The organism is Actinoallomurus vinaceus, from assembly GCF_039542055.1.
GTDB lineage: Bacteria > Actinomycetota > Actinomycetes > Streptosporangiales > Streptosporangiaceae > Actinoallomurus > Actinoallomurus vinaceus.
Window position 1 is genome coordinate 158,223 of sequence record NZ_BAABHK010000002.1, and the last position, 24,580, is coordinate 182,802.

Sequence of the window (24,580 nt, forward strand, 5' to 3'; positions counted from 1 at the left end):
AGGTGGGGCCGCCCTTACGGCGCGGGGAGATGCGGAACCAGCGGTACGGCGCGGTCGGCGCACGCGGTCGAAGCCGGTGTGCGCGACGAATCGGTCACCCTACCTCTGCGGCGGTGCGTCGATCTCGCGGACCTCGGCTACGCCCTCGATCATGGAAAGCTCGCGGGCATGGCCCAGCCGCAGCCGATCACGGGCCGTCTGTCCAGGTCATGAATGGGGTCGCCGGACGGCTCAGCGCAACTCCTGGATGCGGATCAGGTTGCCCGCGGGGTCGCGGAAGGCGCAGTCGCGGATCCCGTACGGCTGGTCGGTCGGCTCCTGGGCGACCTCGGCGTCGTCGGCCTGCAGTCGCGCGAAGACGCCGTCGAGGTCCTTGGTGGCCAGGATGATGCGGGCGTAGGTGCCCTTGGCCATCATCTCGGCGATGGTGCGACGCTCGTCGTCGGTGATGCCGGGGTCGGCGGTCGGCGGATGCAGGACGATGGACGTGCCGGGCTGGTCCTTGGGGCCGACCGTGATCCAGCGCATCGTGCCCTGCCCGACGTCGTTGCGGACCTCGAAGCGGAGGGCGTCGCGATAGAAGGCGAGCGAGGCGTCCGGGTCGTCATGCGGGAGGAAGCACGCGTGAATGGTGATATCCATGGAGGTCAGGCTACTTACGACCCTTTGACCAGGGCTTCTCGATTCCTGATCGGTCTGGTCACCTGTTTGGCCACGCAGGGCGGCATCCCCGCCGTCGTGCCCGCCGACCGGCGCCGGTAGACGGTGGGCGGCACGCCGACCAACTCGGTGAAGCGGGTGCTGAAGGTGCCCAGTGACGAGCAGCCGACCGCGAAACACACCTCGGTGACGCTGAGATCACCCCGCCGCAGCAGCGCCATCGCGCGCTCGATCCGCCGCGTCATCAGATAGGCGTACGGCGACTCACCATAGGCGAGCCGGAACTGCCGGCTGAGATGCCCGGCCGACATGTTCACCCCGCGGGCCAGTGCCTCGACGTCCAGCGGCTGCGCGTACTCCCGGTCGATCCGGTCCCGGACGCGACGCAGCCGCGCGAGGTCGTTCAGGCGCTGCGTCGCGGCGGGTCTGCTGGTCACCTGCGAAATCGTGCCACGTCATACCGAGGTTGGCCAGCGCCGCCGGCGTCCCACCGCACTCCGCTCTGGCCAGCTCGTTCGACGCCGTTCCCCCCGGCCGCCCCGGGCAGCGGCACCCGCCGCTCGCGCGGCCATCCGGCTAGAACGCTTAGCCGTTCTCCTTCGCGATCGCTTCGCGTACGGCCGGGGCGATCTCCGCGGCCCAGCGGCCGAGAGAGACGAGGTCCGGCGTGCCGCCTTCGGGTGAGAAGAGCATGAAGCCCGATGCGCCGTGCTCCAGGACGGCTCCGGTCAGTTCCTCGGCCCACTGGCCGGCGGAACCGCCGATCCAACGGCCGTCGCGGTCGCGTGTTGCGGGCAGTGGCCGGTCGGTGATGCGGCCGGGGAAGTTGAAGACCGTGCGGATCTGGCGCGGGTCGCGGCCGACGGCCGCCGCCGCTTCGTCGATGATCGGCCGCGACGTCCGGTATCGTTCGCTGAGCCAATCCGCCGCGTGGCCGGGGATCCAGCCGTCGGCCACCCGGCCGGTGGCGGCAAGGGACTTGCGGCCGACCGATCCGGTCCACACCGGAGGTGCGGCCACCGGAGCCGGTTCGATCTGGTTCACCTGGTAGTGGCGGCCCCGGTAGGTGACCGGCGGACCGCCGCCGGACAGCTTCTTGACCAGGACGATCGCTTCTTCGAAGGCGTCCACGGCCTCACTCGGCGAGAGCCGCGGCACTCCCATGCCGACGATCCGGTCCCACAGCCCGCCCGCGCCCATGCCGAGCACGATGCGGCCGCCGGACAGTGCCGACAGCGACGTCACCGTCCGCGCCAGCATGGGAGCGGGCCGGGTCGGCAGGTTGGTGACGTTGGCGAAGCCGGCGAGGCGCTGCGTGCGTCCGAGGATGAAACCGACGGAGGCGTACGCGTCGAGGCGCTCACCGATGTAGGGATGGTCCGACAGCGAGAAGATGTCGAGCCCGTCGCGGTCGGCCTGTTCGGCCATGCGCAGCAGCTCCGGCCCGTCATCGATGCCGCTGTGCGCACCGAACCCGAAGACGACTTGTTGTACGGACAATGTGTTGCCTTCCATTAGCGGGAATTCGCACCAGGAAGCGTTTCGGTGCGGCGAATGCGATAACGCCCTGGACGTGAGCGCCGACGCCTGATCACCAGGCGTACGCCTCGGGCGGCGGCTGAGGGGCTCCGCGGGTTCCGACCCTTCAGGCGGAGCCGAACAGCTGGGCGAAACGGCCGGTGAACAGGTCGGCGCCCTTGTACTCGGAGACCGTCGCCGCGGGGATGACGGCCGGGCCATCGGGTGTGGGCAGTTGGCCGACACCGCCTCGCGGTCCGAGCGGGAGCAGGATCATGGGGTCGGATGCGGGGGCGTAGATCGCTGTGGGCCGTTCGCCGCGCAGTTGGGCGATGATGTTCTGCGCCACGACCTCGGCGTGCTGCATCGCGTACCCGGCCCTCTTGGCCTCGGCGACATCGGTGATGTCGCCGATCGCGTAGACGTGGTCGTACCCGTGGACGTTGAGGCTCTCGGTGACGGGGACCTGTCCCTGCGTCGTGGGGGTCGTGAGCCGGCCGTCGGCGAGGTAGTCACTGTTGACCTGCACGCCGTGGGCGCGGAACCAGATGTCGGCGGTGATCTCATCGCCGCTGGAAGTGGTGACGGTGAAGGCCCCGGCCCGGCCGGGCCCGGTCGCCGGTGGCGCCGTCAGGGCGGTGCCCAGCCGCAGCTCGACGCCCAGTTCGTCGAGCTGGCGGTGCAGGTCCTGGCGCATCTCGGGCCGGTAGGCGGCCAGGAGCTGCTCGGCCGGGTCGACGATGGTCACGTGCTTGTGCGGCCAGACCTCTTTGATCTCCCCGGCCAGTTCCAGACCGACCGGCCCGGCGCCGAGGATCAGCACGCGCTCGGCGCCGGCCAGCTCCTTGTGGGTGTGGCGGAGGTCGTCCAGCGCTTCGGCGGTCGACTCGGCACCGGGCTTGGCCGGGTGGGGATAGCTGGAGCCGGTTGCCAGGACCAGATAGTCGGCCTCGACACGACGGCCTGAGGCCAGGGTGACGCCGGCCGGGTCCACCGAGGCGGCGCGGTCGCGCATCACCGTGCCCCGCGTGAGCAGCGTGTCGAATGGAAAGAACATGTTCGGCGCCCAGTCGGGCTGAGTCAGCGCCCGCAGCGACCCGGCGGCGTTGACGAACGCGTCGCGGGGATCGATGAGAACGACGTCGGCTTCGGAGTCCAGCGCCTTGGCAACCGCCGCCCCGCCGTAGCCTCCGCCGATGATCGCGACCGTACGAGTCATGAGTTCCGCTCCCCCAGACGAGAGTTGAGTTCGTAGTACGAACTATATTAGTTCGTACTACGAACTGCAACTCGCGCCCACCCGAGCGCTCCTCACCCGTCGAGGACCGCCAGGAGCTGCTTGGCGAACTCCTTCGGGAATTCGACGGCCCCGACGTGCCCGCCGGGGAACTCGACGAGGTCGCACCCGAGCGACTCCGCCAGCCGGGCAGGCGGGCCGTAGAGCGGCACCTGCGCACGCGAGTCCCGCCCGGCCGCCGGCACGAGCTTGTGGGCGACGGGACGGAGCGCGGCGAGATCCGGCGCGGTCGAGGAGAACGGGCACAGCACGTGCTCGAGGAAGACCGGGAGGTTGGCGTGCATCCGTGGGGCCATCTCCTGGATCTCGGGCGGCAGATCCGTGGCCTGCTCCGCCGGCCGGTCCCCCAGCCCTTCACTGAACCGGGCCATCGCGGGGCCGACCCCCTCGGCGCGGAAGATCTCGCGGACCTCGGCGAACAGCGCCCGGTGCGGGGCGGGATCCTCCAGGAGTTCCAGCAGCGGCGGCTCGTGCGCGACCACCCGGCGCAGGCGTTCGGGATGCCGGGCCAGCAGGTCGACCGCGACGATGGCACCTGAGCTGCAACCCAGCACGAAGGCCTCGTCGTCCGGGGCGACCAGGTCCAGCAGCCGGCGGGCGTCGTCGCTCCACACGTCCACCCGCTGGTCGGTGAGAGGTCCATCGAGACGACTGCGGGACAGGCCGCGCGGATCGTAGGACACCACGGTGTACCGGGCGGCCAGGTCTGCGGCCATTCCCGCGTACAGCCCGGCGTCGGCGCCGCCGCCGGGGATCAGCAGCAGGACCGGGCCGCTGCCGCGCTTCTCGTAATGGAGCGTCGCGCCGGGCACGCTGAGCGTGCCGGTCATGGGCGGGTTCGTCATCCGTTCTTCCGATCGTGTCGTGGCCAGTTCTCCAGGAGGACATGGAGCGCGTCGAGCGAGCGCGCCCAGGACTCCTCGATCTCGCGAGGGTGGTTGAACCCGCCGCTGAACTCCAGGTGGACGTAGCCGTGGAAGGTGGCGCGCAACAGGCGGCCCGCGTCGGTCAGGTCCGGCTCGGTCAGGCCGTAGGCGCGCAGCATGCCGTACGTCAGCTCGATGCTGCGGCGCATTCCGGCGGAGTCGGCGGCGGCGGCGACCTCTTCCGGTGTGAACCGCATCTGGGTCGCGGCGTAGCGGCCGGGATGGTCGAGGGCGTACCGCCGGTAGGCGTTGGCGAAGGCGACGAGCGCGTCCTTGCCGGCCCGGCCCGCCACCTCCGTGGCGATGCGGTCGGTCATCTCCTCGCCGCCGAGCAGGGCGATCCGGACGCGCAGGTCCCGCAGGTTCTTGACGTGCGAGTACAGGCTGGCGTCCTTCACGCCGAAGCGTCGCGCGAGCGCGGAGACGGTGACCTGCTCGAACCCGACGTCGTCCGCCATCTCCGCGGCGGCCTCCGTCAGCTTCGCGGCACTGAGACCGGCGCGTCCCATCCGCACCCTCCAATCCCTAGAGGCTCTAGGAATCAGCCTAGCATCACTAGCCAGTTGGCCGCCCGGATGCCGCCGGGGCCGTCGCGGTCAGGCGCACAGTTCGGCGAAACGCCGGGCGTCGATGTTGCCGCCGGAGACGATCACGCCGATGCGGGGCGGGACGGGGGCGATGCGGCCGGACAGCAGGGCGGCCAGCGGGGTGGCGCCGCTAGGCTCGATGACGATCTTCAGACGTTCGAAGGCCAGCCGCATGGCTTCGCGGATCTGGTCGTCGGTGACCAGGGCGATCTCGTCGACGAGCCGCCGGTTGATGGAGAAGGTCAACTCGCCGGGGATGTCGGCGGCCTGCCCGTCGGCGATCGTGCGGGGCACGGGGATGGAGACGCGCCGGCCGGCCTCCAGGGACCGCTTGGTGTCGTCGCCGGCCTCCGGCTCGACGCCGATCACGCGGATGTCCGAGCGCAGGCCCTTGGCGGCGGTGGCACTGCCGGCGATGAGCCCGCCACCGCCGACCGGGACGAGGAGCGCGTCGAGGTCGCCGACCTTCTCGAGGAGTTCGAGGGCGGCGGTGCCCTGCCCGGCGATGACGTGCGGATGCTCGTACGGAGGGATGAGTGCCAGGCCGCGGTCGGCGGCCAGTGCCTCGCCGATGGCGACCCGGTCGCCGGTGTAGCGGTCATAGGTGACGACCTCGGCGCCGTACCCCGCGGTCGCGTCCATCTTGGACCGCGGGGTGTCCTCCGGCATGAGGATCACCGCGGTGGTGCCGAGCTCTCGCGCGGCGAGGGCGACGGCCTGGGCGTGGTTGCCCGAGGAGTAGGCGGCGATGCCCTTGCTGACCTGCTCGGGCGCCAGGCGGGAGGCGGCGTTGTAGGCGCCGCGGAACTTGAACGCGCCGATGCGCTGGAAGTTCTCGCACTTAAGGAACACCTCCGCGCCGACGAGCGCGTCGATCGTGCGTGAGCGCAGCACGGGGGTACGGTGCGCGACGCCCTTGATCCGCGCTGCCGCGTCGCGGACGTCGTCCAGGGTGACCGGCGGTGTGTTCGTCATCCTTCAGCCTTCCGTGGAGGGGGTGGCGCCGTCGGGTGAGGGCGCGGCTCGGGCTTCGGCGAGGTAGTTGTAGGCGGAGGCGCGGGAGATGCCGAGCCGGGCCGCGACCTGCCGGGCCACGCCCCGTACGGCGAACACGCTCCGGTCGTTCAGGTTGCGGAACAGCTCCAGGCGCTCGGCCCGGCCGAGGTCCGTCCAGGGCTTGTTCTGCCGCAGTTGGTGCTCGTCGACGATGGCGTCCACCACGGATCCGATGTCGTCGCCGAACATGGTGGTCGGCACGGCGGCCGGGCCGGTGACGCCGGCGATCTCGCCGATCAGGGCGTGCGCCTGGTTGACGGCAGTGATGTCGAGGTTGACGCACAGGGCCCCGAACACCGTCCCGGCCCCTGACCCCACCGGAGAGTACGGAGGCGGAAGCGGATCAGGGCCGTCGGGCCAGCAGGTAGGCGCGGCGCGTGTCGACCTCACCGGCGTACGGCACACGCTCGGTCCGCGTCTCGACGGTGAATCCGGCCTCGCCGAGCACCTCGGCGACGTGGCCGGGCTCGAAGAACCGGAAGTCGATGTCCACCTCGTGGCCCCACCATTCGCCGAGATGCCTCATCTCGGCGCCGATGTGGAAGGAGACGAGGAACAGACCGGAGGGGCGCAGCACTCGGCGGACCTCTTCGAAGGCCCGCCGCAGCTCTGAGGGGTGCAGATGGATGATCGAGTAGAACGCCACGGCCGATCCGAACTCACCGTCCGCCGCGGGCAGCGCCAGCAGGTCTCCCTCCCGGAACTCCACGGCCGGAAACTCCCGGCGGCCCACCGCGACCATGCCCGCGGACAGGTCGATGCCGACCGTGCGCACGCCGTGCTCGGCGAGCCGGCCCGCCACGTGGCCGGGACCGCAACCCAGGTCGGCGATCGCGGTGCCCGGCTCGGTCTGCTCGATGAGGCACGCCAGCAGCGCGCGGTCCAGCGGCTTGCCGGACAGTTCGTCGCGGAACCCGGCCGCGTACTCCTCGGCGACGGTGTCGTAGCCGCGGCGGACAGAGGCGTGACCTTCATGATCTCCCACGGCGAAACAGCATCGCACGGCGCCCGCCCCGGGAAGGACATCGGGGCGGGCGCGAACCCTTCGCGCGAGCCGCGGTGTGTCAGGTGTGGCTCGGGGCCAGTTCGCGCTCGTGCTCGAACAACCGAACCGCCGGCAGCGCACAACCAAGCGTTGTGCACCACCATGGTCGGTGTGGATCCCGACGCTGTACGCACCTTCGTGGCCGCCGCGGACGCGGTGCGGTTCCAAGACGGATCGGCGGTCCGGGAGGGGGCAGGGCTTCGCCCCGTCGACCTGGCGCGGGTGGCCGGCGTCTCGACCCAGCAGATCCGCAACTACGAGGAGGCGGGCATCCTGCCGCCCGCGGCGCGGACCCTCGCCGGTTACCGCCGATTCGAGGAGCGGCACCGCCGCGCCGTGGTCACCTACCGGGCCCTCCTCAAGGGATACGGTTCCCGTGCCGCACAGGCGATCATGCGCGCGGTGCATGCGGGGGACCTCCCCCGGGCGCTCACGCTCGTCGACGCCGAGCACGCGACGCTGCACCAGAACCGGCTGTCCCTGGAGGCGGCGAGCGAGGCCCTCGAGGCGATCGCCCGGCAGGCCCCCGACACCGAGGCCTTGCCGCGAACCGGACTGAGCGTCGGGGAGGTGGCCGCCCGCCTGGGAGTGCGCAGCTCCGCGCTGCGGGTGTGGGAGGCCGCCGGGTTGCTCGCTCCGGGCCGCGACCCGGCCACGGGGTACCGCCGCTTCGGGGCCGCCGACGTCCGGGACGCACGCCTCATCGCGGTCCTGCGCCAGAGCCACTATCCCCTGCCGCGGATCCGATCGGTCATGGAAGAGCTACGTCGTACGGGGAGCCGCGAGGCCCTGCGCGCAGCGCTCGACGAACGCCGGGAGGCGCTCAACCGGCAGACGACCGCGATGCTCGAGGGCTCCGGCCGCCTGCACGACTACATCACGACCTGAGGCCCGCATCACGGCCGATCAGCGGACGGCCCGCGCTTCCGCTCCGCCGGCCCGGTCACCGCGTGCCGGACAGGATCGGGAGCAGGACCACCAGCCAGAAGCCGGTCACGGCCGCGTACCGGAGCACGACACGGGTGGCAGGCCCGGGCATGCGAGCCTCGGTGCGATCGCCGGACCCTGGCCGGCCCGCGGGGTGCACCGCACCGGTCACTGCTGTTCGGGCACCGGGCCGAGGCGTTCCTCCAGCCGCTCGACGCGTGCGACGAGCGGCTGGAGTTGCTGCTGGACGGCGGTGGCCAGGGCCTGGGCGGGATCGGTGGCGGCGGTCTGGGCGCGCAGGTGCACGTAACCCGCCAGAGCGGCCGTCACGGCACGCCGGGTCAGCCGGGGCTCGGCTCCGTGTGCTCGCAGGATCTGGCCGGCCGTGCCGTCGGGTTCGGTGACCAGGCCCAGCAGCAGATGCTCGCAGCCGACGTAGTTGTGCCCGAGCGCGGTCGCCTCGGTCACCGCGAGTTCTAGTGCGCCGGCGGCCGCGGTGCTGAAGTGCACCGACGAGTCGTCCTCCGCTCCACCCTCCTCGGCGCCGGTCTGCCGTTCGAGGTCGCGCTGGATCTGGGCGGGGTCGATGTCCAGGGCTCGGAGCACGTGCAGGGCCAGGTTTCCGCCTTCGGCGATCATGCCGGCGAGCAGGTGTCCGGTGCCGACGTTCGCGGAGGCGTCGGCGCGGGCGCGGTCGACGGCCAGTTTGATCGCGGCTCGGGTCCGGGCGGTGAAGGCGGGCAGCCGCTCGGTCAGGTCGTCGGCCGACAGCTCGCTCAATGCGGTCTGCCGGATGGCGGTGACGCGCCGTACCGCCTGTTCCAGGGCGCGCTGGCAGACCGCGGACACCGGCACGCCGGCGTCCTTGACCGCCTCCGCCAGGTCGTCGGGCAGGTACACGTTGATCTTCGGCACGACCGGTCCTCCCTGTGGGGGGATGATGGGGTTATCAACATAACCCCTTAACCCCTTAGGGGTTACGGTGGAAGACAGCAGTAACCCCGAGCCATGGGTTCCGGGTCTGCGGCGGCCTGTCAGCGCCTTCCGATGGCGAATTGAGGGGTTCGGTGGTTCCAGGGCATTGCCTGTTCCAGCCGGCCCGCGATTTGGAACAACAGATCTTCACGGCCGTAGGGTGCGATGATCTGCACTCCGATCGGCAGTGCGCCGTCGCCTTGGCCGAGCGGCAGGTTGATCGCCGGCTGCCCGGAGATGTTGAAGACCATCGTGAACGGGCCGTAGTCGAAGATCGACTGTAGCCAGCTCGTCAGGGTGTGGTCGGGGTCGTCGTAGCGCAGGGTGCCGTGAGGCGCCGGGAGCCGGCCCAGTGTGGGTGTGATGAGCAGGTCGTATTCGGTGAAGAACGCGCCCACCGATCGGGTCACGCGGTTCTGTGCGCTGAAGGCGGCCATCATGTCCAGCGCGCTGTAGTCCTTCGCGACTTCCAGAAGCCGCCTGGAGACCGCTTCCAACTTGGCCGGGTCGGGTTGTCTGGGTGCCAGGAGCAGTGTCGAGGCGATCGCCACAGTTGTTGCCATCGCGCATCGCATGACGTCATCCCAGTCGAGGACCGGGCGGGCCTCGGCGACGGTGTGGCCCATCTCCTCCAGTGTCCGGCCCACCTGGACCGTCGCTGCTGCCACCTGTGGGTCCACCCACGCTCCCGACCACGCCGCCGTGGTCACCGCCACCCGCAGCGGCCCTGGCTCGATTCCCAGGTCGTCGGCGTATCCGCTCCGTGGAGGCGGTGCGGTGTACTTGTCGCCGACGCCCGGTCCCTGAACGGCATCCAGCAGGTGAGCGGCGTCACGGACGGTCCGCGTCAAGGCGAACTCGTAGACCATCCCGAGCATCGGCTCTCCCATGTCCGGCCCGCACGGGACGCGGCCTCGGCTTGGTTTGAGGCCGACGAGACCGCAGCAGGCGGCCGGGATCCGAATGGACCCGGCTCCGTCGCCGCCATGGGCGACCGGAACGCCACCGGCTGCGACAAGAGCTGCCGCACCGCCGCTCGACCCGCCGACGCCCCGTTCCAGATCCCACGGATTGCGTGTCGGTCCATGCTTGACCGACTCGGTGGAGAAGCTGATCGCCATCTCCGGCACGGTGGTGAGGCCCAGGGTGACCAGGCCGGCGGCCCGGAAACGAGCCATCAGATCGCTGTCGTGCCGAGCGACCGCGCCCTGCAGAGCCCGGCTCCCGATGGAGAACGGGATCCCCCGCGCCACCGGCCCGTGGTCCTTGATGAGAAACGGGACCCCGGCGAAGGGGCCGGTCTCAGCATGATCGAGCGCTGGCGTGAACAATGGCAGCGCCAGGCCGTTCACCTCGGCGTTCGCCACGGCCAGGGCCTCGCGCGCCACGGTTTCCACCTCTTCGGCGCTTACCTCTCCCGCCCTGATCAGATTCCGAAGCCCGATCGCGTCATACCGCGCGTACTCGTGAAGTTCCATGAGAAGTCCTTCTCGGCGTCCTCGACGCCTGCATCGATCACCGAAGGGTTCCGTATGGCCGGAACCCTCGTCGCTCACACGGGTCGGCAGCGCCGGCGAACCGGGCCGCTGCCACGACAGGCGGCATCGGCAGGGCGACGGTCTCAACCGGGCCTTCGGCTCCGGGACCATCCCCTGCAAGTGATCGAGGTGCTTCTACGCTCGGGACATCCAGATCAGGCTCACAGCGGCGGTTCCCACCGTCAACCGAAATATGGCCGTCCCACAGGACATCAGGCCAGGATTACCGGGAGCCCTGGTAGGCCTCTCGGCTGGCCTCGATGTGCGAGATGTGCTCGATGGCCCAGCCGGCGAGGGCCAATGCCGGTGGAATAAGGCTCTTGCCGGTAGGGGTCAGCGCGTATTCGACTCGTGGCGGGACCTCGGCGTACACCGTCCGGGAGACCAGGCCGTCGCGTTCGAGGTTCCGGAGCGTCAGGGTCAGCATGCGCTGGGAGATCCCGGGGACCTGATGGTGCAGGTCGGTGAAGCGCAGGCTTCCCTGGTCGAGGGTCGCCACGATCAGCAACGTCCACTTGTTGCAGATGCGGTCGAGGATGGCGCGGATCGTCCGTCCTCCATCTCCTCGGATCATGCAGGTGTGCTCGTACTCCGACATGACAGCCCCCTGTGTGTAACGCACACGCATGTGCCTTTTGTAAGGCTCTCAATAGTGATGCATCATGCGGCTACTTACGACTGGTAACCAACGTCGCCAGCGCCACGTCACTAGCCCCCGAGGTGTCCTTCATGGAGATTTCCTACTGGATCGTCGCGGCGCTCCTGGCCGTCTTCTACCTCTACGCCGGAGGCAAGAAGATCATCCAGAGTCAGGAGCAGCTCCAGCCGATGATGGGCTGGGTCGACACCGTCCCCATGCCGCTCGTCCGCCTGATCGGAGTCCTGGAGGTCCTCGGCGCGGCCGGCCTGATCCTGCCGCCGCTCACCGGGATCGCGCCCTGGCTCGCCATCGCCGCGGCGATCGGCCTCGTCCTGATCCAGATCGGCGGCATCGCGGTCCACCTGAGCCGTGGCGAGGTCCGGCAGATCGGGCTCAACATCGCCCTCCTGGCGGCCGCCGCGGCGACCGCCTGGCTCGGCGCCATCTGGCTCTGAACCGTCTGCCCTGCGGGGGTGGGATAGTCGGGCGGTGATCAGTTCACGTCAGCTCGAGTACTTCCAGGCCGTGGCGAGGGAGCTGCACTTCACCCGGGCCGCGGGGGCGCTGCGGATCGCCCAGCCCGCGCTGTCACAGCAGATCCGAAAGCTCGAACGCCAGCTCGGCGTGGTGCTGTTCGAGCGGGACAACCATCGGGTGGCGCTGACCGAGGCCGGCTCGGCGCTGCTGGAGCGAGCCGACCGGATCCTCTCGGACCTCGGCGCGGTCGAGGACGAGATGCGGGGGTGGGCCGGTGGTACGCGCGGTCGGATCCGGCTCGGGGTGGCGCGCGGACTCATCTCGGGGATGTCCAGGCTGCTGGCCGAGTTCTGCACCGCCTATCCCGGGATCGAGATGCGGTTCCGCGAGATGACCACCGGGGAGATGGTGGAGGGCCTGCTGGCCGGACAGCTGGACGTGGCGACCGTGGCCGAGGTGCCGCAGAACGAGCCACGGCTGGCCGCCCGCCCGCTCGGAGAAGAACCGCTGGTGCTGATCGTGGCGCCTGACGCCCCGCCGCGGCATGCCACGCCCGCGGCCCTCACGGACGCCGCCTCGCCGGGCACGGCCTTCGCGCCGGGCGGGCAGGCGAGGGTGGCCGAGCTGGGCGACCTCGACCTCGTCACCTATGCGGCCGGGTCGGTCGTACGGGAGGTGGTCGCGGGGGCGCTGGCCGACGCCGGGGTCTCCGGGAGGTTCCGGTTCGAGACGCGCGACTACGGGACGGCGCGGTCGCTGGTGAGCGTCGGGCTCGCCGCTGCCGTCCTGCCGCGCTCGGTCGCTACCGAGCCTGGCCCGCCCGTACGGGTGATCGATCTGGAGCCGGTGCTGACATGGCGGCCGTCGCTGGCCTGGTCCGCGGTACGGGTGCCGACTCCCGCGCTGAAGGCCTTCGTCGAGTTCGTGGCCGAGCACGGCGATATCCTCGGCCTATCACCACGAGGCTGATCAGATATTGGACGTATGACTCGGTCTGAGGAAATGATCGAGTCATGAACAGAAACGAACGTGGCCAGTGGGAATACGCGGCGCTCATCGGCGGCTCCGCCGAGGAGCAGCTCGCCGGGATCAAGGCAGCCTCGCCGCACATGTACGAAACGATGATCGAGACCGCCTTCGCCGGGCCGATGACCCGGCCGGAGCTCGGCCGGGCCGCCCGGGAGCTGGCGACGGTGGCGGTCATCGCGACGCTCGGCGGCGCGGACGACAAGCTCGCCGTGCACGTACGCGCCGCCCTGCGCCAGGGCATCGGGGCGGATGAGCTGCGGGCGCTGGCCGAGCACGTGGCGTTGTACGCCGGTTTCCCGCGCGGCCTGACCGCCTTGAGCGTGATCGACCGGGTGCTGACCGAGGCGGGTGTCCCCGCTCCCCCACGACTCCATAAGGTACGGCTCGAGGACCACGAGACCGTGGTGGCGCAGGTGGGCGAGAGCGGACCGGCCGTGCTGCTGTCCCACTCGCTGGGGTTGGACTGGCGGATGTGGGAGCCGGTCATGCACCGCCTCGCCGAGGGCCGCAGGGTCTTCGCCTACGACATCCGCGGGCACGGCTCGGCCGCCGGCTCACCCGCGCCGTTCACGATGGACCAGACCGGCGACGATCTGCTCGGCGTCATGGACGCGCTCGGTCTCGACCAGGCGCATGTGGTGGGCCTGTCGATGGGCGGCTCGATCGCGCAGACCGCCGCCGTACGGCACCGGGAACGGATCGCGTCACTGGCGCTGCTGGCCACCAGCGACCACCCGTTCACCGACGCGTTCGAGAACCGGGCCCGGTCCGGCGAGACCGACGGGATGGAGGCCCAGGTGGCGCCGACGCTGACCCGGTGGTTCACACCGGACGCGCTGGCGGCCGACACCTGGGGCGTCCGGTACGCCCGCGAGCGGATCCGCCGCATGCTGCCCCAGGACTGGACGGCGGCCTGGCGCGCGTACAAGGGTCTCGACGTGCAGGGCCGCCTGGCCGATCTCCCCGCGCCCACGCTGGTGCTGTCCGGTGCCGTCGACGCCTCCACCACCCCCGAGATCATGTCCGGGATCGCCAAGCGCATCCCCGGCTCGACCTACGTGGAGCTGCCCGGCACGCCGCACCAGCAGACCCTGGAGCGGCCCGAACTGGTCGCGGACGCCCTCGACGAGTTCCTGCCCGCCGCCGCGGAGGGCGATCCGCGATGAGGGCCGCCTGGTACGACCGCAACGGCGCCGCTCGCGAGGTCCTCACCGTCGGGGAACTGCCCGATCCCGAACCCGGGCCCGGCGAGGTCCGCGTACGGGTGGCGGCGGCCGGGGTGAACCCCGCCGACGTCAAGCGGCGCTCCGGCGTCGGCGGGCGGGCGATGACCGCGCCGCGCGTCATCCCCGGCGACGACGGCGCCGGGATCATCGACAGGGTCGGCCCCGGTGTTCCCGCCGACCGTGTCGGACGCCGGGTGTGGGTGCACGCTGCAGGGCAGCACTCGCCGTTCGGCACCTCGGCCGAATACGTCGTGGTGCCGGACGCGCAGGCCGTCGAGCTGCCCGGTGCGGTCGGCTTCGAGGCCGGGGCGTGCCTCGGCGTCCCGGCGCTGACCGCGCACCGCTGTCTGCTCGCCGACGGCCCGGTCGACGGGGCGACGGTCCTGGTCACGGGCGGCGCGGGAGGCGTCGGCCACTACGCGATCCAGCTCGCCAAGAACCACGGCGCGACCGTGATCGCGACCGCCAGCACCGGAGAGAAACAGCGCGCCGCCCTGGCCTCCGGCGCCGACCACGTCGTCGACTACCGCCGTACGGACGCGGCCGAGGCCATCCTCGATCTGACCGGCGGCCGCGGCGCCGACCGTGTCGTGGACGTGGCGTTCGGCGCCAACCTTCCCCTCACCTCCGCGGCCGTCGCCACCAACGGCACCATCGCCAGCTACGCGTCCGACGCCGTACCGGAGCCGGCGCTGCCGTTCTATCCGCTCATGCGGCGCGGCATCGTCGTCCGCATGGTGCTGGTGTACGTGATGCCCGAAGACGCGCTGCGGTCGGGCCTCGAGGACATCACCGAACTGCTGGCCAGGGACGCCCTCGACCACCCCATCGCCGCACGCCACCCACTCGATGAGATCGCGGCCGCCCACGAGGCGGTCGAGACCGGCAGCGGCATCGGCAAGGTCATCGTCAACCTGTGACCCGGCGCCGCGCCTCGGGCGCTCAGCCGGCGGCGCGCTCGGTGAGGAGGCGGCGCCGTACGGAGGTGTCGGTCAGCGCGGGCGGCTGCCAAGCGCCGTCCGCGCGGTACAGGTCGGTCCCGGGAGGCGTGATCTCGTCGATCCGGTCGAGGGCCGCGTCGTCGAGGGTGAGCGAAGCGCCCTTCAGCGTCTCCTCCAGCTGCTCCATGGTCCGCGGACCGATGATCACAGAGGTCACCGCGGGATGAGCCACCGGGAAGGCCACCGCGAGCGCGGGCAGTGAGCAGCCGAGGTCGGCGGCCAGCTCGACGAGCGCTTCGACGGCCTCGTACTTCCTGGCGTTCTCCGGCAGCGCGGGATCGAAGCGTCCCGGCGTGAGGGACGGCCGGCCGCTGGACAGGTCGATGGGCTGGTCCTTGCGGTACCTGCCGGTCAGGAATCCCGATGCGAGCGGGCTCCAGGTCAGGACGCCCATGCCCAGGCGGCGACAGGTCGGGAGCACCGAGGCCTCGATCCCCCGGGCGAGGAGCGAGTACGGCGGCTGCTCGGTGCGGAAGCGCAGGAGGCCGCGGCGCTCGGCGACGTGGTGGGCCTCGACGATCTCTTCGGCGGGGAAGGTGGAGCATCCGAAGGCGCGGATCTTGCCCTGGTGCACCAGGTCGCTCAGCGCGGAGAGCGTCTCCTCGATGTCGGTGGTGTGGTCGGGACGGTGGATCTGGTACAGGTCGATCCAGTCGGTCTGGAGCCGCCGCAGGCTCTCCTCGACCTCCTTGATGATCCAGCGCCGTGAGTTGCCGCCCCGGTTGCGTCCCTCCCCCATCGGGAAGTGCACCTTGGTGGCCAGCACGACATCGTCGCGGCGGCCCTTCAGGGCCTTGCCCACGATCTCCTCCGACTCCCCGGCGGAGTACATGTCGGCGGTGTCGACGAAGTTGATCCCCTGGTCGAGGGCCGCGTGGATGATGCGGGCGCACTCGTCGTGGTCGGGGTTGCCGACGGCTCCGAACATCATGGTGCCCAGGCAGTGGACGCTCACCTCGATGCCGGTGCCGCCGAGAACGCGATAGCGCACGATCGTTGCTCCTTGTCGCTACGGGAGGGCGACCACGCCGGTGATCGCGGAGCCCGGGGCCTCGCCCCTGCCGGTCCGAACCGGCAGGCGGCCCTGCTCCGCCCCGTACCTTAGGAGCTAGAGTCGGCTCTAGATCAACCCCTCATCGTGAGGCGGTGGGCTCGGCCGGCAGCGGCCGCCGGAGCCGGCTCGACGCGGAGGCGCTGCCCCGGCTCGCGTCGCTGAACCGGCGCTGGTCCGCGCCGGCCGACGAGGACACCTGTGTGTACGGCCTGCGCGCACTGGTCGCCGGGCTGCTGCCAGGCCGTGGAGGTCAGTCCGCCGACGGCGGCGAGGAGGGCCCGCGATAGGGCAGCGTCTGGCTGTAGACCACGTTGGTGGTGGTGCTGCCGAACTGCGCGAGCTCGTCGACGAGCCGTTCGAGGTGGGCCATGGATCCGGCGGCCACCTTGAGCGTGTAGCAGTCCTCGCCGGTGGTCCGCAGGCACTCGAGGATCTCCGTGCGCTCGGCGAGCAGCCGGCGCAGCGGCTCGTGGCGGCTGCCGGGGTACTTCAGGCGCACCAGCGCCAGCACGGTGAAGCCGAGCCTGGCCAGGTCGACGTCGGCGCGGTATCCGGCGATGAAACCCAGCGACTCCAGCCGCCGGACCCGTTCGGTCGTCGCCGAGGCACTGAGGCTGACTCGGCGCCCGAGCTCGGTGAGCGGGAGCCGGCCGTCGCGTTGCAGCTCCCCCAGGATCGCCCAGTCGGTCTCGTCGAGATCCTCGGCCATCCGGCGAATATACCGGCAGAACCACGGCATCCCGCCTCGTACACCGTTAACGATCTCTTCCAGGGCGGCGGAACGCCTCGCTAGCGTTGACTCATGCGAATCGGGGTGAACATACCGAACTTCGGGCCCGGGACCGATCCGGACGTGCTGTGCCGCTGGGCGCGGACGGTGGAGGCCCTCGGCTTCGACCTGTTGATGATCTCCGACCATGTGGCGGTGACGCCGGACGTCGCCGAGCAGTACCCGGCTCCGTTCTACGAGCCGTTCACCACGCTGTCGTGGCTGGCGGGCGTCACCGAGCGGGTCCGGCTCGGGACCTCGGTGCTCATCGTGCCGTACCGGCATCCGCTGCTCGTCGCCCGGATGGCGGCTAACCTCAACCGGATCAGCGGGGGACGGCTCGTCCTCGGAGTGGGCGTGGGCTGGGCGCGCCAGGAGTTCGCGGCGCTCGGGGTGCCGTTCGAGGGGCGTGGCCGGCTGACCGACGGCCATCTGCGGGCCCTGCGCGCCGCCTGGGCGGACGAGGACGACTACCGCAGCGGCCCGATCCCGATCTGGGTGGGCGGCAACAGCGAGGTGGGCATGCGCCGGGCGGTCCTGCTCGGCGACGCGTGGCACCCGCTGCGCACGTTCACCCTCTCCCGGCTGCGCGACGCGGCCGGCCGGATGAAGGCCCTCGCCGACGAGCTGGAACGCCCGGTGCCCGCGCTGACCCCGCGGATCCTCCTTCGGCTCACCGACTCCCCTATCCCCGGCCCCGACCGTGTCGCCGGGGAGGGCTCCATCGCGCAGATCGTCGACGACCTCGAACAACTGCGCCTGCTCGGCGCCGACACCGTCGTCCTCGACCCGTTCGGCGGGGACCCGGCCGAGACACTGTGCCCGCAGACGGCCTGGCGGGCGCTCGCGACCGTGGCCGACCACTGGGACCTGGGCGCGCCTCACGAAACGGAGAGACAGTGACACCTGAGGACGAGGGATTCCTGCGCCGGGCCATCGAGCTGGCCGCCCGCTCCCGCGCGAGCGGGGACGCCCCCTACGGATCGCTGCTGGTCGGCCCGGACGGCGAGGTGCTCGCCGAGGACCACAACACCGTCACGAGCGACCGCGACATCTCCGCCCACCCGGAGCTGAAGCTGGCCCGGTGGGCGGCCCGCGAGCTGGACCCGGCGACCGTGGCGGCCACGACGATGTACACCAGCTGCCAGCCCTGCACGATGTGCTACGGCGCCATCCAGCGCTCCGGCCTGGGCCGGGTGGTGTTCGCGCTGGCCACCGACCAGCTCAATGGGCTCAAGCCGGGCGGTGACTGGCCGCAGGTACCGCAGGAGGGCCCGGCGCTGTACGACGAGGCTCGTGTCCCGGTCGAGGGCTTCTACCACTGATGAAATCCCGGCGTGGCACGGGCCGCGTCGTGGCGGGCCGCCGTTCCCGGGTCAGATCGTGACGGCGAGCTTGCCGAGCGTCCCGGCGGTGAAGTCGGTGACGGCCTGGGCCGCCTCGGCCAACGGGTAGGTGCGGGCGATCGGGACCCGCAGCCGTCCCTCGGTGACGTCGGCGGCGAGCCTGGTCAAGGTCGCGGGGTTCGGGTCGGACATCACGGTGGTGGCCTTGATGTCGCGTTCGGCGGGCTCGTCGGGGGTGAAGTGCACGGTGGAGGCCATCCGCCCGCCCCGGGCGAGCAACCGGGCGACGGTGGGGCCGTCGCCGGCGAGGTGGAGCGCGGTGTCCACCCCGTCCGGCGCGACGGCGCGGACCTGCGCGGTCAGGTCGGCGGGGTCGACGGTCCAGGCGGCCCCCAGCGCGGTGACGAAGGCGGCCTGGGCGCCGGGCGCGGCGGTGGCGATGACGGTCGCGCCCCGCGCGACGGCGAACTGGACGGCGTACGCGCCCACGCCGCCGGTCGCCCCGGAGATGAGGACGGTCTCACCGGCGCGAGGGGCGACGGAGTCCACCGCGTTCAGCGCCGCGGTGCCGGCCAGGCCGAGCGCGCCGGCGCGGGCGTGCCCGAGCCCGTCGGGGATCCGGGCCAGGCCGTACTCCGCGTTGACGACGACGTACTCGGCGAAGCCGCCCTGCCCCAGGGTCGGCCGCATGACCACACCGAACACCTGGTCGCCGACGTCCACGGCGGTCACTTCGGAGCCGGTGGCGGTCACCTCGCCGGCGAAGTCCTTGCCGAGAACGACCGGGAACTCGTACTCGTAGGCGCCTTTGAGGAACCCGCCGAGCGATCCGAGGTCGAAGCCGTTGACGGACGAGGCGAGGACCCGGACCAGGACCTCTCCCGGCCCCGGCTCGGGCCTGGGCAGATCGGCCGGCACGAGAGGCTCGCCGAAGCCGGAGAACGCCATTGCACGCATCTGTGATCACTCCTCGACAGGGAACACCGGCCCGGCGGGGGCAGTCCGGCACGGGGCCGCCCACGGGCCGCGCACTTTTTGTGCGCTGGTCACTTCTTGTTCGCGAGGAGAGTGTGATCCACAATGGCCCGATGGCGGAAGAAGGCACTTTGACCAGCGGAACGCACACCGATGTGCGTGAGCCGATCGGCGAGGAGCATCCGATCTGCCGGCTGCGGGACGTTCTCGACCGGGTCGGCGACAAGTGGAGTGTGCTGATCATGGATCTGCTCGGCAGCGGGCCTCAGCGCTACTCCGAGCTGCACCGGTCCATCGACGGCATCTCCCAGCGGATGCTCACGCTCACCTTGCGGAGCCTGGAACGCGACGGCCTGGTCGACCGGACCGTCACCCCCACCTCGCCGCCACGCGTCGACTACGCGCTGACCCCGGTCGGCGCGACCCTGTCCGATCAGGTGGCCGCGCTCATCCGGTGGGCCGATGACCACCGGGAGTACGTCGCCAGGTCCCGGGGCCGCTACGACACCGCCCGGGACGGCACTCCCTAAGATCGAGTGGTGCTGAAACCCGACTACCCCATCGTCACCGATCGTCTGCAGCTGCGCCCCTACACCCCCGACGACTTCGACACTCTCTATGACATCCACTCGCGGCCGGAAGTGGCGCGCTACCTGTACTGGGACGCCCGCGACCGCGACGAGGTCCGCGAGGCCCTGGAGAAGAAGATCCGCTCTTCGGTGCTCGCCGACGAGGGCGACGCGCTGCAGCTGGCGGTGGTCCTGCCGGAGACCGGCGCGCTCGTCGGGGACGTCGTGCTGTTCTGGACCAGCCGCGCACACCGCCAGGGCGAGGTCGGCTACATATTCCACCCCGACCACGGCGGCCATGGATACGCGACCGAGGCCGCCGCGGTGATGCTGCGCCTGGGGTTCGAAGGCTTGGGCCTGCACCGCGTGGTGGGCCGCATCGACGGCCGCAACACCGCCTCGGCGCGCGTGCTCGAACGCCTCGGCATGCGCCGCGAGGCGCACCTGGTGCAGAACGAGATGGTCAAGGGTGAGTGGACCGACGAGGTGATCTACGCGATGCTCGAGGACGAGTGGCGGGCCCGCCAGGCGGGGTAGCGCGCGGAGCGGCCGGCGGGAAAACCGTTCGATCGCGCCGGCCCGCACGCCGTACGATCACCGTCCGTGGGTAGCAGATTGCGCCGGTACGCGGCGGACAACGCGCAGGTCGCCGCCGACGGGCGGTACACCACGGCGGACGGCACCGTCGTGGCCGTGGGCCCCGCCCTGGAGGCGGCGATGGCGGGCACGGTGAGTCACCCTGCCGACGCGCGGATCGCGCCGCCCGCCCCGCGGGACGGTGACCGGACCCGTGTCGAGGTGACCGCCGAGGGCAGCCTGCAGGCGGCCCGGCGGCTCCACCTCGCCGGCACCGGCCGGATCGCCGTGCTGAACTTCGCCTCGGCCCGCAACCCCGGCGGCGGCTACCTCGGCGGCGCCCGCGCGCAGGAGGAGGACCTGTGCCGTCACTCCCTCCTATACCACTGCCTGCTGCGGGCCCCGGACTACTACGAGGCGCACCGCGCCTCCCCCGACCTGCTCTACAGCCACCGCGTCATCTGGTCGCCCGACGTGCCCGTGCACCGCGGCGACGACGGCGAGCTGCTGGCCGATCCGTATCCGGTGTCGTTCCTGACCTGTCCCGCCCCCAACGCCGGCGAGGCGCTGCGCCGGGACCCGGCCGTACGGGACCGGCTCCCGCGCGTGTTGCACGACCGGGCGGGGCGGGTGCTGGCCGTGGCCGCCCACCACGGCGCGCGCCGGCTGGTCCTGGGCGCGTGGGGATGCGGGGTGTTCCGCAACGATCCGCGTCAGGTCGCCGCGGCGTTCCACGCGCATCTGACGGCGGGCGGGGAGTTCCGCTCCGTGTTCGACCACGTGGTCTTCGCGGTCTGGGACCGTAAGCCGGACTCGGCCAACCGCGCGGCGTTCGCCGCCCGCTTCGCGGCCGAGACACCGCATCCGGCCTGAGCTCCCCGCGTCGCGGTGACGCGGTCAGCGGCAGACGGCGGGCGGCGGCCTCTGGCCCCCAGCGGCAGAAGGCGGCTGCCCCGGCCTCGGCCGGTGGCGGGTCGGCTACCCTCGCCGCGTGGAGTTGCGGCAGCTCAGATACTTCTGCGCGGTCGCCGACGAGCAGCACCTGGGGCGCGCCGCCGAGCGGCTGGGCCTGCGCTCCCCGTCGGTGAGCGAGCAGATCCGCGCCCTGGAGCGCGAGCTCGGCGCGCGGCTGTTCGACCGGACACCGGGCGGCATGTCGCTCACCCCGGCCGGTGACGCGCTGCTGCCGGAGGCCCGCCGCACTCTCGCCGCGGCCGAACGCGCCGCCCGCGCGGTACGCGAGGCCGCGGCGCCGGTCCGCGCGTGCGTGATCGGTGTCCCGCCGGGGGTGCCGCCGGACCTGCCGCGCCGGCTCCGGGAGGCCGCCTGCGGCGCTCCGGTGCGGTTCGAGGACCTGCCCAGCGGCGAGCAGCCGTCCCGCGTACAGAACGGGGAACTGGACGGATGTCTGCTCACGCTGCCCGTGGAGGACGCCGGCGGGCTGGTCACCGCGGTGATCCACGACGAACCGCTCGGGGTGCTGATGGCCGCCGCGCACCCGCTCGCCGCCCGCGCGGTGGTCGACTGGGCGGATCTGGGCGGGCAGGAGCTGCTGTGGTTCCGGCGGGACCTGGCGCCCGGCTATCACGACGACGTCCTGGCGGCCTGTCATCGCGCGGGATGGCGGCCGCGGCAGCGGGTCGTACGGGCCCGCCGCGCCATCGTGCTGGCCGAGCTGACCTGCGGGGACCCGGTCATCGCGCTGCGACCGGCCTGGGACACCGGGCCCGGGCTCGTGTGGCGGCCGCTGGCCCCCGAGCCGCCGCGGCTGCGGTACGCGCTGGCGTGGCCGGGTGACGTCCCTCACTCCGGCCCGGCCGGCATCGCCCGCCGCCTGGCCCGTTAGGCGCCGCCTCATCCGCGTGAGGCGACGCCTCGTGGACGCCGCGCGGCGACGCGGGTTTACCTGGCCGCATGTTCCTGCTGATGCTCAACTACCGCGACGGGGCCCTGGACCGGCTCGACCGGGTCCTGCCCGATCACTACGCGTACGTCGACCGGCACGTCGCGGCCGGCACGTTCCTGCTGACCGGTCGCCGGGTGCCCCGGGTCGGAGGGGTCATCCTCGCCCGCGCCGCCTCCCGCGCGGCGGTCGAGCGGATCATCGCCGAGGATCCGTTCCTGGAGACCGGCGCGGTCGCCTACGAGGTGATCGAGATCGAGCCGACCCGCTGGGCGCTGCCCGGCCTCGCCCCTTCCGCACCGCCGCTCGATTCCTCGGACGGGCCGGGACGTCACCAGGGATAGGTGCCGCCGTTCTCGTTCAGGAACACCCCGGTCGGGCCGTCCTCGGGGAGGGTGACCTGGCCGGCGATGTGCGCGCCGCCCTCCTCGGCGCTGATGTGACCGGTGTGGCCGTTCAGGTCGGTCGCGCAGTACGGGATTGGGGAACCCAGGAACAGCCGTTATCGCTGAGAATGATCTTGCGAGGGTGTGGTGGCGAGGTGCCGGTAGATGGTGGGCCGGGTGACGCCGAACTCGGCGGCGATCTGGGCGACGGTGTACGGGTGCGGCCGGAATACGGGAGAAAGGGGCCGCGGGCCGCAGTCGCTGGGGCGGTCTACGAGGCGTTGGCGTCCTTGAGGGTTTTGTGGACGACGCCGATGGAGACCTTGACTCCGGTGGCGATGGTGCGGATGGATTCTCTGCGCTGGCTGCGGGCCAGGATCGCGGCGCGCTTGTCGTCGTCGACCACCGGGCGTCGACCGCCGACCCGGCCCCGGCGGCGGGCCGCATCCAGGCCGTTCTTGGTCTTGCGGACGATGTCGCGGCGCCGGTCCTCCGACAGGGCCAAGGCCAGATCCAGGGTCAGGGAACGCTCGGTGTGCTCGCCGGCCGCAATGCCCTCCAGTACCTTGACCGCGATGCCGCGCTGGAACAGGTCGTTAAGGACGATCAGCCCTTCGAGCAGGTTGCGGCCGAGGCGGTCGACCTCCTGGACGGTCAGCATGTTGCCGTCGCGGATGTGGGACAGCGCGTCCAGCAGCGCGGGCCGGTCGTCGGTGCTCAGCTTGCCGCTGGTCTTCTCGTCGAACACCTTGAGGCAGATCGGAGGGAGTTACCTCCAGCCGCCATCTGAGGTTTCCTCCCAGATAGGCGGCGTTATCGGAGCAGGTCCGCCGCGGCCTGCGGAAACTGCGCAGATGGCACCTGGTGGGCCCGTGATCCGCCCGTGCCCTTGTCGGTGGCGGTGTGGGAGATCGGCGAAGAGTTCCGGTGTAAGACTCCGCACGGTTGCGACGCCAACAACACATGACCACTCAGGCAGGGCCGCGCTGGTGACCGGCGCGGGCATGTCGGCCAAAGCGGCCCGCAGTCTGCCCGCGGCCATCATCGACCGGGGCCCTGATCGGGCCGAACCAGCATCGCTGAGCGCGACGCAGGCTCTGCGCGACCGAACGGAGGCATCACCTGACCGATGGACCGGGTGGGTGCCGAAGCGAGGGAGGAGATTGGTATGCGGACCGCTTTCGTATTCGAGGGTGGCGGTAGCGTTGCCGCCACGCAGGTGGGGATGTTGCGTGCCCTGAGCAAGGCGGGAATCCGGCCCGATCTGGTGGTGGGCTCCTCGGCTGGAGCGATCAACGCGGTCTGCTTCGCGCTGGAGCCGACATTGGCCCAGATCGAGCGTCTGGAGATGCTCTGGTACTCGGTGAAGCGCAAGAACGTGTTCCCGGTATCGGCGTGGAGCCTGGCGCATGCGCTGGTGGGCCGCGGCAGCGGGGTCTCCTCTCAGAAGGCGCTGCGGCGGCTGTTGGAGCGTGAGCTGGGCGAAACGACCTTCGACGGCTTGGCGCTGCCCGCGCACGTGGTGGCGACCGATCTGGCCGGCGGGGACCCGGTCATCCTCTCCCGGGGAGCTACGGTGCAGGCGCTGCTTGCCAGCAGCGCGCTGCCAGGCGTGTTCCCTGCTGTCGACGTCGGCGGGCGGCTGCTCTACGACGGCGGGATCGCCGCGGCCACCCCCGTACTGCAAGCCGATGCTCTGGGCGCGGACATCAGCTACGTGCTGCCCTCCCTCGGCCGATGCGCGCCTGAGTCCGTCCCGCATGGCGCGGTGCCGGTCGCACTGCGCGCGCTGAGCCAGCTGCTGGACCACGCCTCAGTGAATGCGGTCGCCGTCGCCCATCATGAGGTCTGGATGCTGCCCGCACCCAGACTCGAGACGGTGAACCCTTTCGACTTCCGTGACACACCCGCCCTGATCGAAGAGGGAGAGCGGCTGGTTCGCGCCTGGCTGGATGTCCACCGGGATGGTGGCGGACGGCCAGGCGTTGCGGCCATTACCGGAACGCGGTCGTGACCGGTCTGCCCATCCCACGCACAAGAACGACCATGAAGCCTGGGCCGGCGGATACTGGTGACCTGGCCCGTGGTCAGAGGCGTCTG

The 24,580-nt window shown here is 71.4% G+C and carries 31 protein-coding genes; 14 read left to right on the plus strand and 17 right to left on the minus strand.

The features are described 5' to 3' along the window. Positions 1-231 precede the first annotated feature (231 nt). From ABEA24_RS06745 to ABEA24_RS06785, 9 genes are all read right to left on the minus strand, one after another. A complete protein-coding gene (locus tag ABEA24_RS06745; RefSeq protein WP_345429785.1) occupies positions 232-642 on the minus strand; it encodes a VOC family protein in 411 nt (136 codons plus the stop codon). A gap of 14 nt (positions 643-656) precedes the next feature. Further along, on the minus strand, positions 657-1,106 hold the full coding sequence (locus ABEA24_RS06750; RefSeq protein ID WP_425551163.1) for a helix-turn-helix transcriptional regulator: 450 nt from the start codon (positions 1,104-1,106) through the stop codon (positions 657-659). A 139-nt stretch (positions 1,107-1,245) separates the two neighbouring features. Then, positions 1,246-2,160, minus strand: coding sequence for an LLM class flavin-dependent oxidoreductase (locus ABEA24_RS06755; RefSeq protein WP_345429787.1), 915 nt, complete (start codon positions 2,158-2,160; stop codon positions 1,246-1,248). Between the two features lie 145 nt (positions 2,161-2,305). After that, entirely contained in the window at positions 2,306-3,397 is a 1,092-nt protein-coding gene (locus ABEA24_RS06760; protein ID WP_345429788.1) for an NAD(P)/FAD-dependent oxidoreductase, read from the minus strand. 92 nt (positions 3,398-3,489) lie between these two features. Further along, on the minus strand, positions 3,490-4,320 hold the full coding sequence (locus tag ABEA24_RS06765) for an alpha/beta fold hydrolase (RefSeq protein ID WP_345429789.1): 831 nt from the start codon (positions 4,318-4,320) through the stop codon (positions 3,490-3,492). Then, on the minus strand, positions 4,317-4,910 hold the full coding sequence (locus tag ABEA24_RS06770; protein WP_345430626.1) for a TetR/AcrR family transcriptional regulator: 594 nt from the start codon (positions 4,908-4,910) through the stop codon (positions 4,317-4,319). Before ABEA24_RS06770 ends, ABEA24_RS06765 begins: the two co-directional genes overlap by 4 nt. 87 nt (positions 4,911-4,997) lie before the next feature. After that, positions 4,998-5,963, minus strand: coding sequence for a threo-3-hydroxy-L-aspartate ammonia-lyase (locus ABEA24_RS06775; RefSeq protein WP_345429790.1), 966 nt, complete (start codon positions 5,961-5,963; stop codon positions 4,998-5,000). A gap of 3 nt (positions 5,964-5,966) precedes the next feature. Continuing rightward, positions 5,967-6,341 carry a helix-turn-helix domain-containing protein gene (locus ABEA24_RS06780; protein WP_345429791.1) on the minus strand — a complete coding sequence of 125 codons (375 nt, stop codon included), beginning with the start codon at positions 6,339-6,341 and terminating at the stop codon, positions 5,967-5,969. A gap of 46 nt (positions 6,342-6,387) precedes the next feature. Further along, a complete protein-coding gene (locus ABEA24_RS06785) occupies positions 6,388-7,029 on the minus strand; it encodes a class I SAM-dependent methyltransferase (RefSeq protein ID WP_345429792.1) in 642 nt (213 codons plus the stop codon). Between the two features lie 171 nt (positions 7,030-7,200). Here ABEA24_RS06785 and ABEA24_RS06790 point away from each other — a divergent pair, with 171 nt between their 5' ends. Continuing rightward, complete coding sequence (locus ABEA24_RS06790; protein WP_345429793.1) at positions 7,201-7,977, plus strand: MerR family transcriptional regulator; 777 nt, start codon at positions 7,201-7,203, stop codon at positions 7,975-7,977. A gap of 207 nt (positions 7,978-8,184) precedes the next feature. Here ABEA24_RS06790 and ABEA24_RS06795 read toward each other — a convergent pair whose 3' ends face one another. The 3 genes from ABEA24_RS06795 to ABEA24_RS06805 form a co-directional block, all read right to left on the minus strand. Next, positions 8,185-8,931, minus strand: coding sequence for a Clp protease N-terminal domain-containing protein (locus ABEA24_RS06795; RefSeq protein ID WP_345429794.1), 747 nt, complete (start codon positions 8,929-8,931; stop codon positions 8,185-8,187). A gap of 119 nt (positions 8,932-9,050) precedes the next feature. After that, on the minus strand, positions 9,051-10,469 hold the full coding sequence (locus ABEA24_RS06800; protein WP_345429795.1) for an amidase: 1,419 nt from the start codon (positions 10,467-10,469) through the stop codon (positions 9,051-9,053). 283 nt (positions 10,470-10,752) lie between these two features. Then, complete coding sequence (locus ABEA24_RS06805) at positions 10,753-11,127, minus strand: winged helix-turn-helix transcriptional regulator (RefSeq protein ID WP_345429796.1); 375 nt, start codon at positions 11,125-11,127, stop codon at positions 10,753-10,755. Between the two features lie 131 nt (positions 11,128-11,258). Here ABEA24_RS06805 and ABEA24_RS06810 point away from each other — a divergent pair, with 131 nt between their 5' ends. From ABEA24_RS06810 to ABEA24_RS06825, 4 genes are read left to right on the plus strand one after another with little or no spacing between them, the layout of a single operon-like run. Continuing rightward, the gene (locus ABEA24_RS06810) at positions 11,259-11,624 is read left to right on the plus strand and encodes a DoxX family protein (RefSeq protein ID WP_345429797.1); all 366 of its coding nucleotides are present in this window, start codon (positions 11,259-11,261) and stop codon (positions 11,622-11,624) included. 34 nt (positions 11,625-11,658) lie between these two features. After that, a complete protein-coding gene (locus ABEA24_RS06815) occupies positions 11,659-12,615 on the plus strand; it encodes a LysR family transcriptional regulator (protein ID WP_345429798.1) in 957 nt (318 codons plus the stop codon). A gap of 44 nt (positions 12,616-12,659) precedes the next feature. Further along, a complete protein-coding gene (locus tag ABEA24_RS06820; RefSeq protein ID WP_345429799.1) occupies positions 12,660-13,841 on the plus strand; it encodes an alpha/beta hydrolase in 1,182 nt (393 codons plus the stop codon). Continuing rightward, entirely contained in the window at positions 13,838-14,821 is a 984-nt protein-coding gene (locus tag ABEA24_RS06825; RefSeq protein ID WP_345429800.1) for an NADPH:quinone reductase, read from the plus strand. The genes ABEA24_RS06820 and ABEA24_RS06825 overlap by 4 nt, the downstream gene beginning before the upstream one ends. 22 nt (positions 14,822-14,843) lie before the next feature. Here ABEA24_RS06825 and ABEA24_RS06830 read toward each other — a convergent pair whose 3' ends face one another. After that, on the minus strand, positions 14,844-15,893 hold the full coding sequence (locus tag ABEA24_RS06830) for an aldo/keto reductase (protein WP_345429801.1): 1,050 nt from the start codon (positions 15,891-15,893) through the stop codon (positions 14,844-14,846). Positions 15,894-16,048: 155 nt separating this feature from the next. Here ABEA24_RS06830 and ABEA24_RS06835 point away from each other — a divergent pair, with 155 nt between their 5' ends. Then, positions 16,049-16,243 carry a hypothetical protein gene (locus ABEA24_RS06835; protein WP_345429802.1) on the plus strand — a complete coding sequence of 65 codons (195 nt, stop codon included), beginning with the start codon at positions 16,049-16,051 and terminating at the stop codon, positions 16,241-16,243. On the opposite strand, the gene ABEA24_RS06840 is transcribed toward ABEA24_RS06835, so the two are convergent. Then, positions 16,207-16,665 carry an Lrp/AsnC family transcriptional regulator gene (locus tag ABEA24_RS06840; protein WP_345429803.1) on the minus strand — a complete coding sequence of 153 codons (459 nt, stop codon included), beginning with the start codon at positions 16,663-16,665 and terminating at the stop codon, positions 16,207-16,209. The two genes, ABEA24_RS06835 and ABEA24_RS06840, sit on opposite strands and share 37 nt — an antisense overlap. A gap of 93 nt (positions 16,666-16,758) precedes the next feature. On the opposite strand from ABEA24_RS06840, the gene ABEA24_RS06845 reads away from it, so the two are divergent. Continuing rightward, positions 16,759-17,628 carry an LLM class flavin-dependent oxidoreductase gene (locus tag ABEA24_RS06845; RefSeq protein WP_345429804.1) on the plus strand — a complete coding sequence of 290 codons (870 nt, stop codon included), beginning with the start codon at positions 16,759-16,761 and terminating at the stop codon, positions 17,626-17,628. Continuing rightward, complete coding sequence (locus tag ABEA24_RS06850; RefSeq protein ID WP_345429805.1) at positions 17,625-18,050, plus strand: nucleoside deaminase; 426 nt, start codon at positions 17,625-17,627, stop codon at positions 18,048-18,050. The genes ABEA24_RS06845 and ABEA24_RS06850 overlap by 4 nt, the downstream gene beginning before the upstream one ends. 51 nt (positions 18,051-18,101) lie before the next feature. On the opposite strand, the gene ABEA24_RS06855 is transcribed toward ABEA24_RS06850, so the two are convergent. Then, a complete protein-coding gene (locus tag ABEA24_RS06855) occupies positions 18,102-19,028 on the minus strand; it encodes an NADP-dependent oxidoreductase (RefSeq protein WP_345429806.1) in 927 nt (308 codons plus the stop codon). A gap of 131 nt (positions 19,029-19,159) precedes the next feature. Here ABEA24_RS06855 and ABEA24_RS06860 point away from each other — a divergent pair, with 131 nt between their 5' ends. The 5 genes from ABEA24_RS06860 (at position 19,160) to ABEA24_RS06880 (ending at position 22,438) form a co-directional block, all read left to right on the plus strand. Then, entirely contained in the window at positions 19,160-19,576 is a 417-nt protein-coding gene (locus tag ABEA24_RS06860; RefSeq protein WP_345429807.1) for a winged helix-turn-helix transcriptional regulator, read from the plus strand. A gap of 9 nt (positions 19,577-19,585) precedes the next feature. Further along, positions 19,586-20,152 (plus strand): GNAT family N-acetyltransferase, encoded by a 567-nt coding sequence (locus ABEA24_RS06865; protein WP_345429808.1) that lies wholly within the window; start codon positions 19,586-19,588, stop codon positions 20,150-20,152. Positions 20,153-20,218: 66 nt separating this feature from the next. Next, on the plus strand, positions 20,219-21,064 hold the full coding sequence (locus ABEA24_RS06870; protein WP_345429809.1) for a TIGR02452 family protein: 846 nt from the start codon (positions 20,219-20,221) through the stop codon (positions 21,062-21,064). A gap of 118 nt (positions 21,065-21,182) precedes the next feature. Further along, complete coding sequence (locus tag ABEA24_RS06875) at positions 21,183-22,037, plus strand: LysR family transcriptional regulator (RefSeq protein WP_345429810.1); 855 nt, start codon at positions 21,183-21,185, stop codon at positions 22,035-22,037. Positions 22,038-22,105: 68 nt separating this feature from the next. Continuing rightward, positions 22,106-22,438, plus strand: a complete 333-nt coding sequence (locus tag ABEA24_RS06880) for a YciI family protein (RefSeq protein ID WP_345429811.1) — start codon at positions 22,106-22,108, stop codon at positions 22,436-22,438. A gap of 158 nt (positions 22,439-22,596) precedes the next feature. On the opposite strand, the gene ABEA24_RS53450 is transcribed toward ABEA24_RS06880, so the two are convergent. Together ABEA24_RS53450 and ABEA24_RS06885 are read right to left on the minus strand one after the other, a co-directional pair. Beyond that, entirely contained in the window at positions 22,597-22,833 is a 237-nt protein-coding gene (locus ABEA24_RS53450; RefSeq protein WP_425551164.1) for an ArsR family transcriptional regulator, read from the minus strand. Continuing rightward, the gene (locus ABEA24_RS06885; protein ID WP_345429812.1) at positions 22,752-23,228 is read right to left on the minus strand and encodes a recombinase family protein; all 477 of its coding nucleotides are present in this window, start codon (positions 23,226-23,228) and stop codon (positions 22,752-22,754) included. Before ABEA24_RS06885 ends, ABEA24_RS53450 begins: the two co-directional genes overlap by 82 nt. Before the next feature lie 420 nt (positions 23,229-23,648). Between ABEA24_RS06885 and ABEA24_RS06890 the strand changes: the two genes are divergently transcribed. Further along, a complete protein-coding gene (locus tag ABEA24_RS06890; protein WP_345429813.1) occupies positions 23,649-24,494 on the plus strand; it encodes a patatin-like phospholipase family protein in 846 nt (281 codons plus the stop codon). The last annotated feature ends 86 nt before the right edge of the window (positions 24,495-24,580 follow it).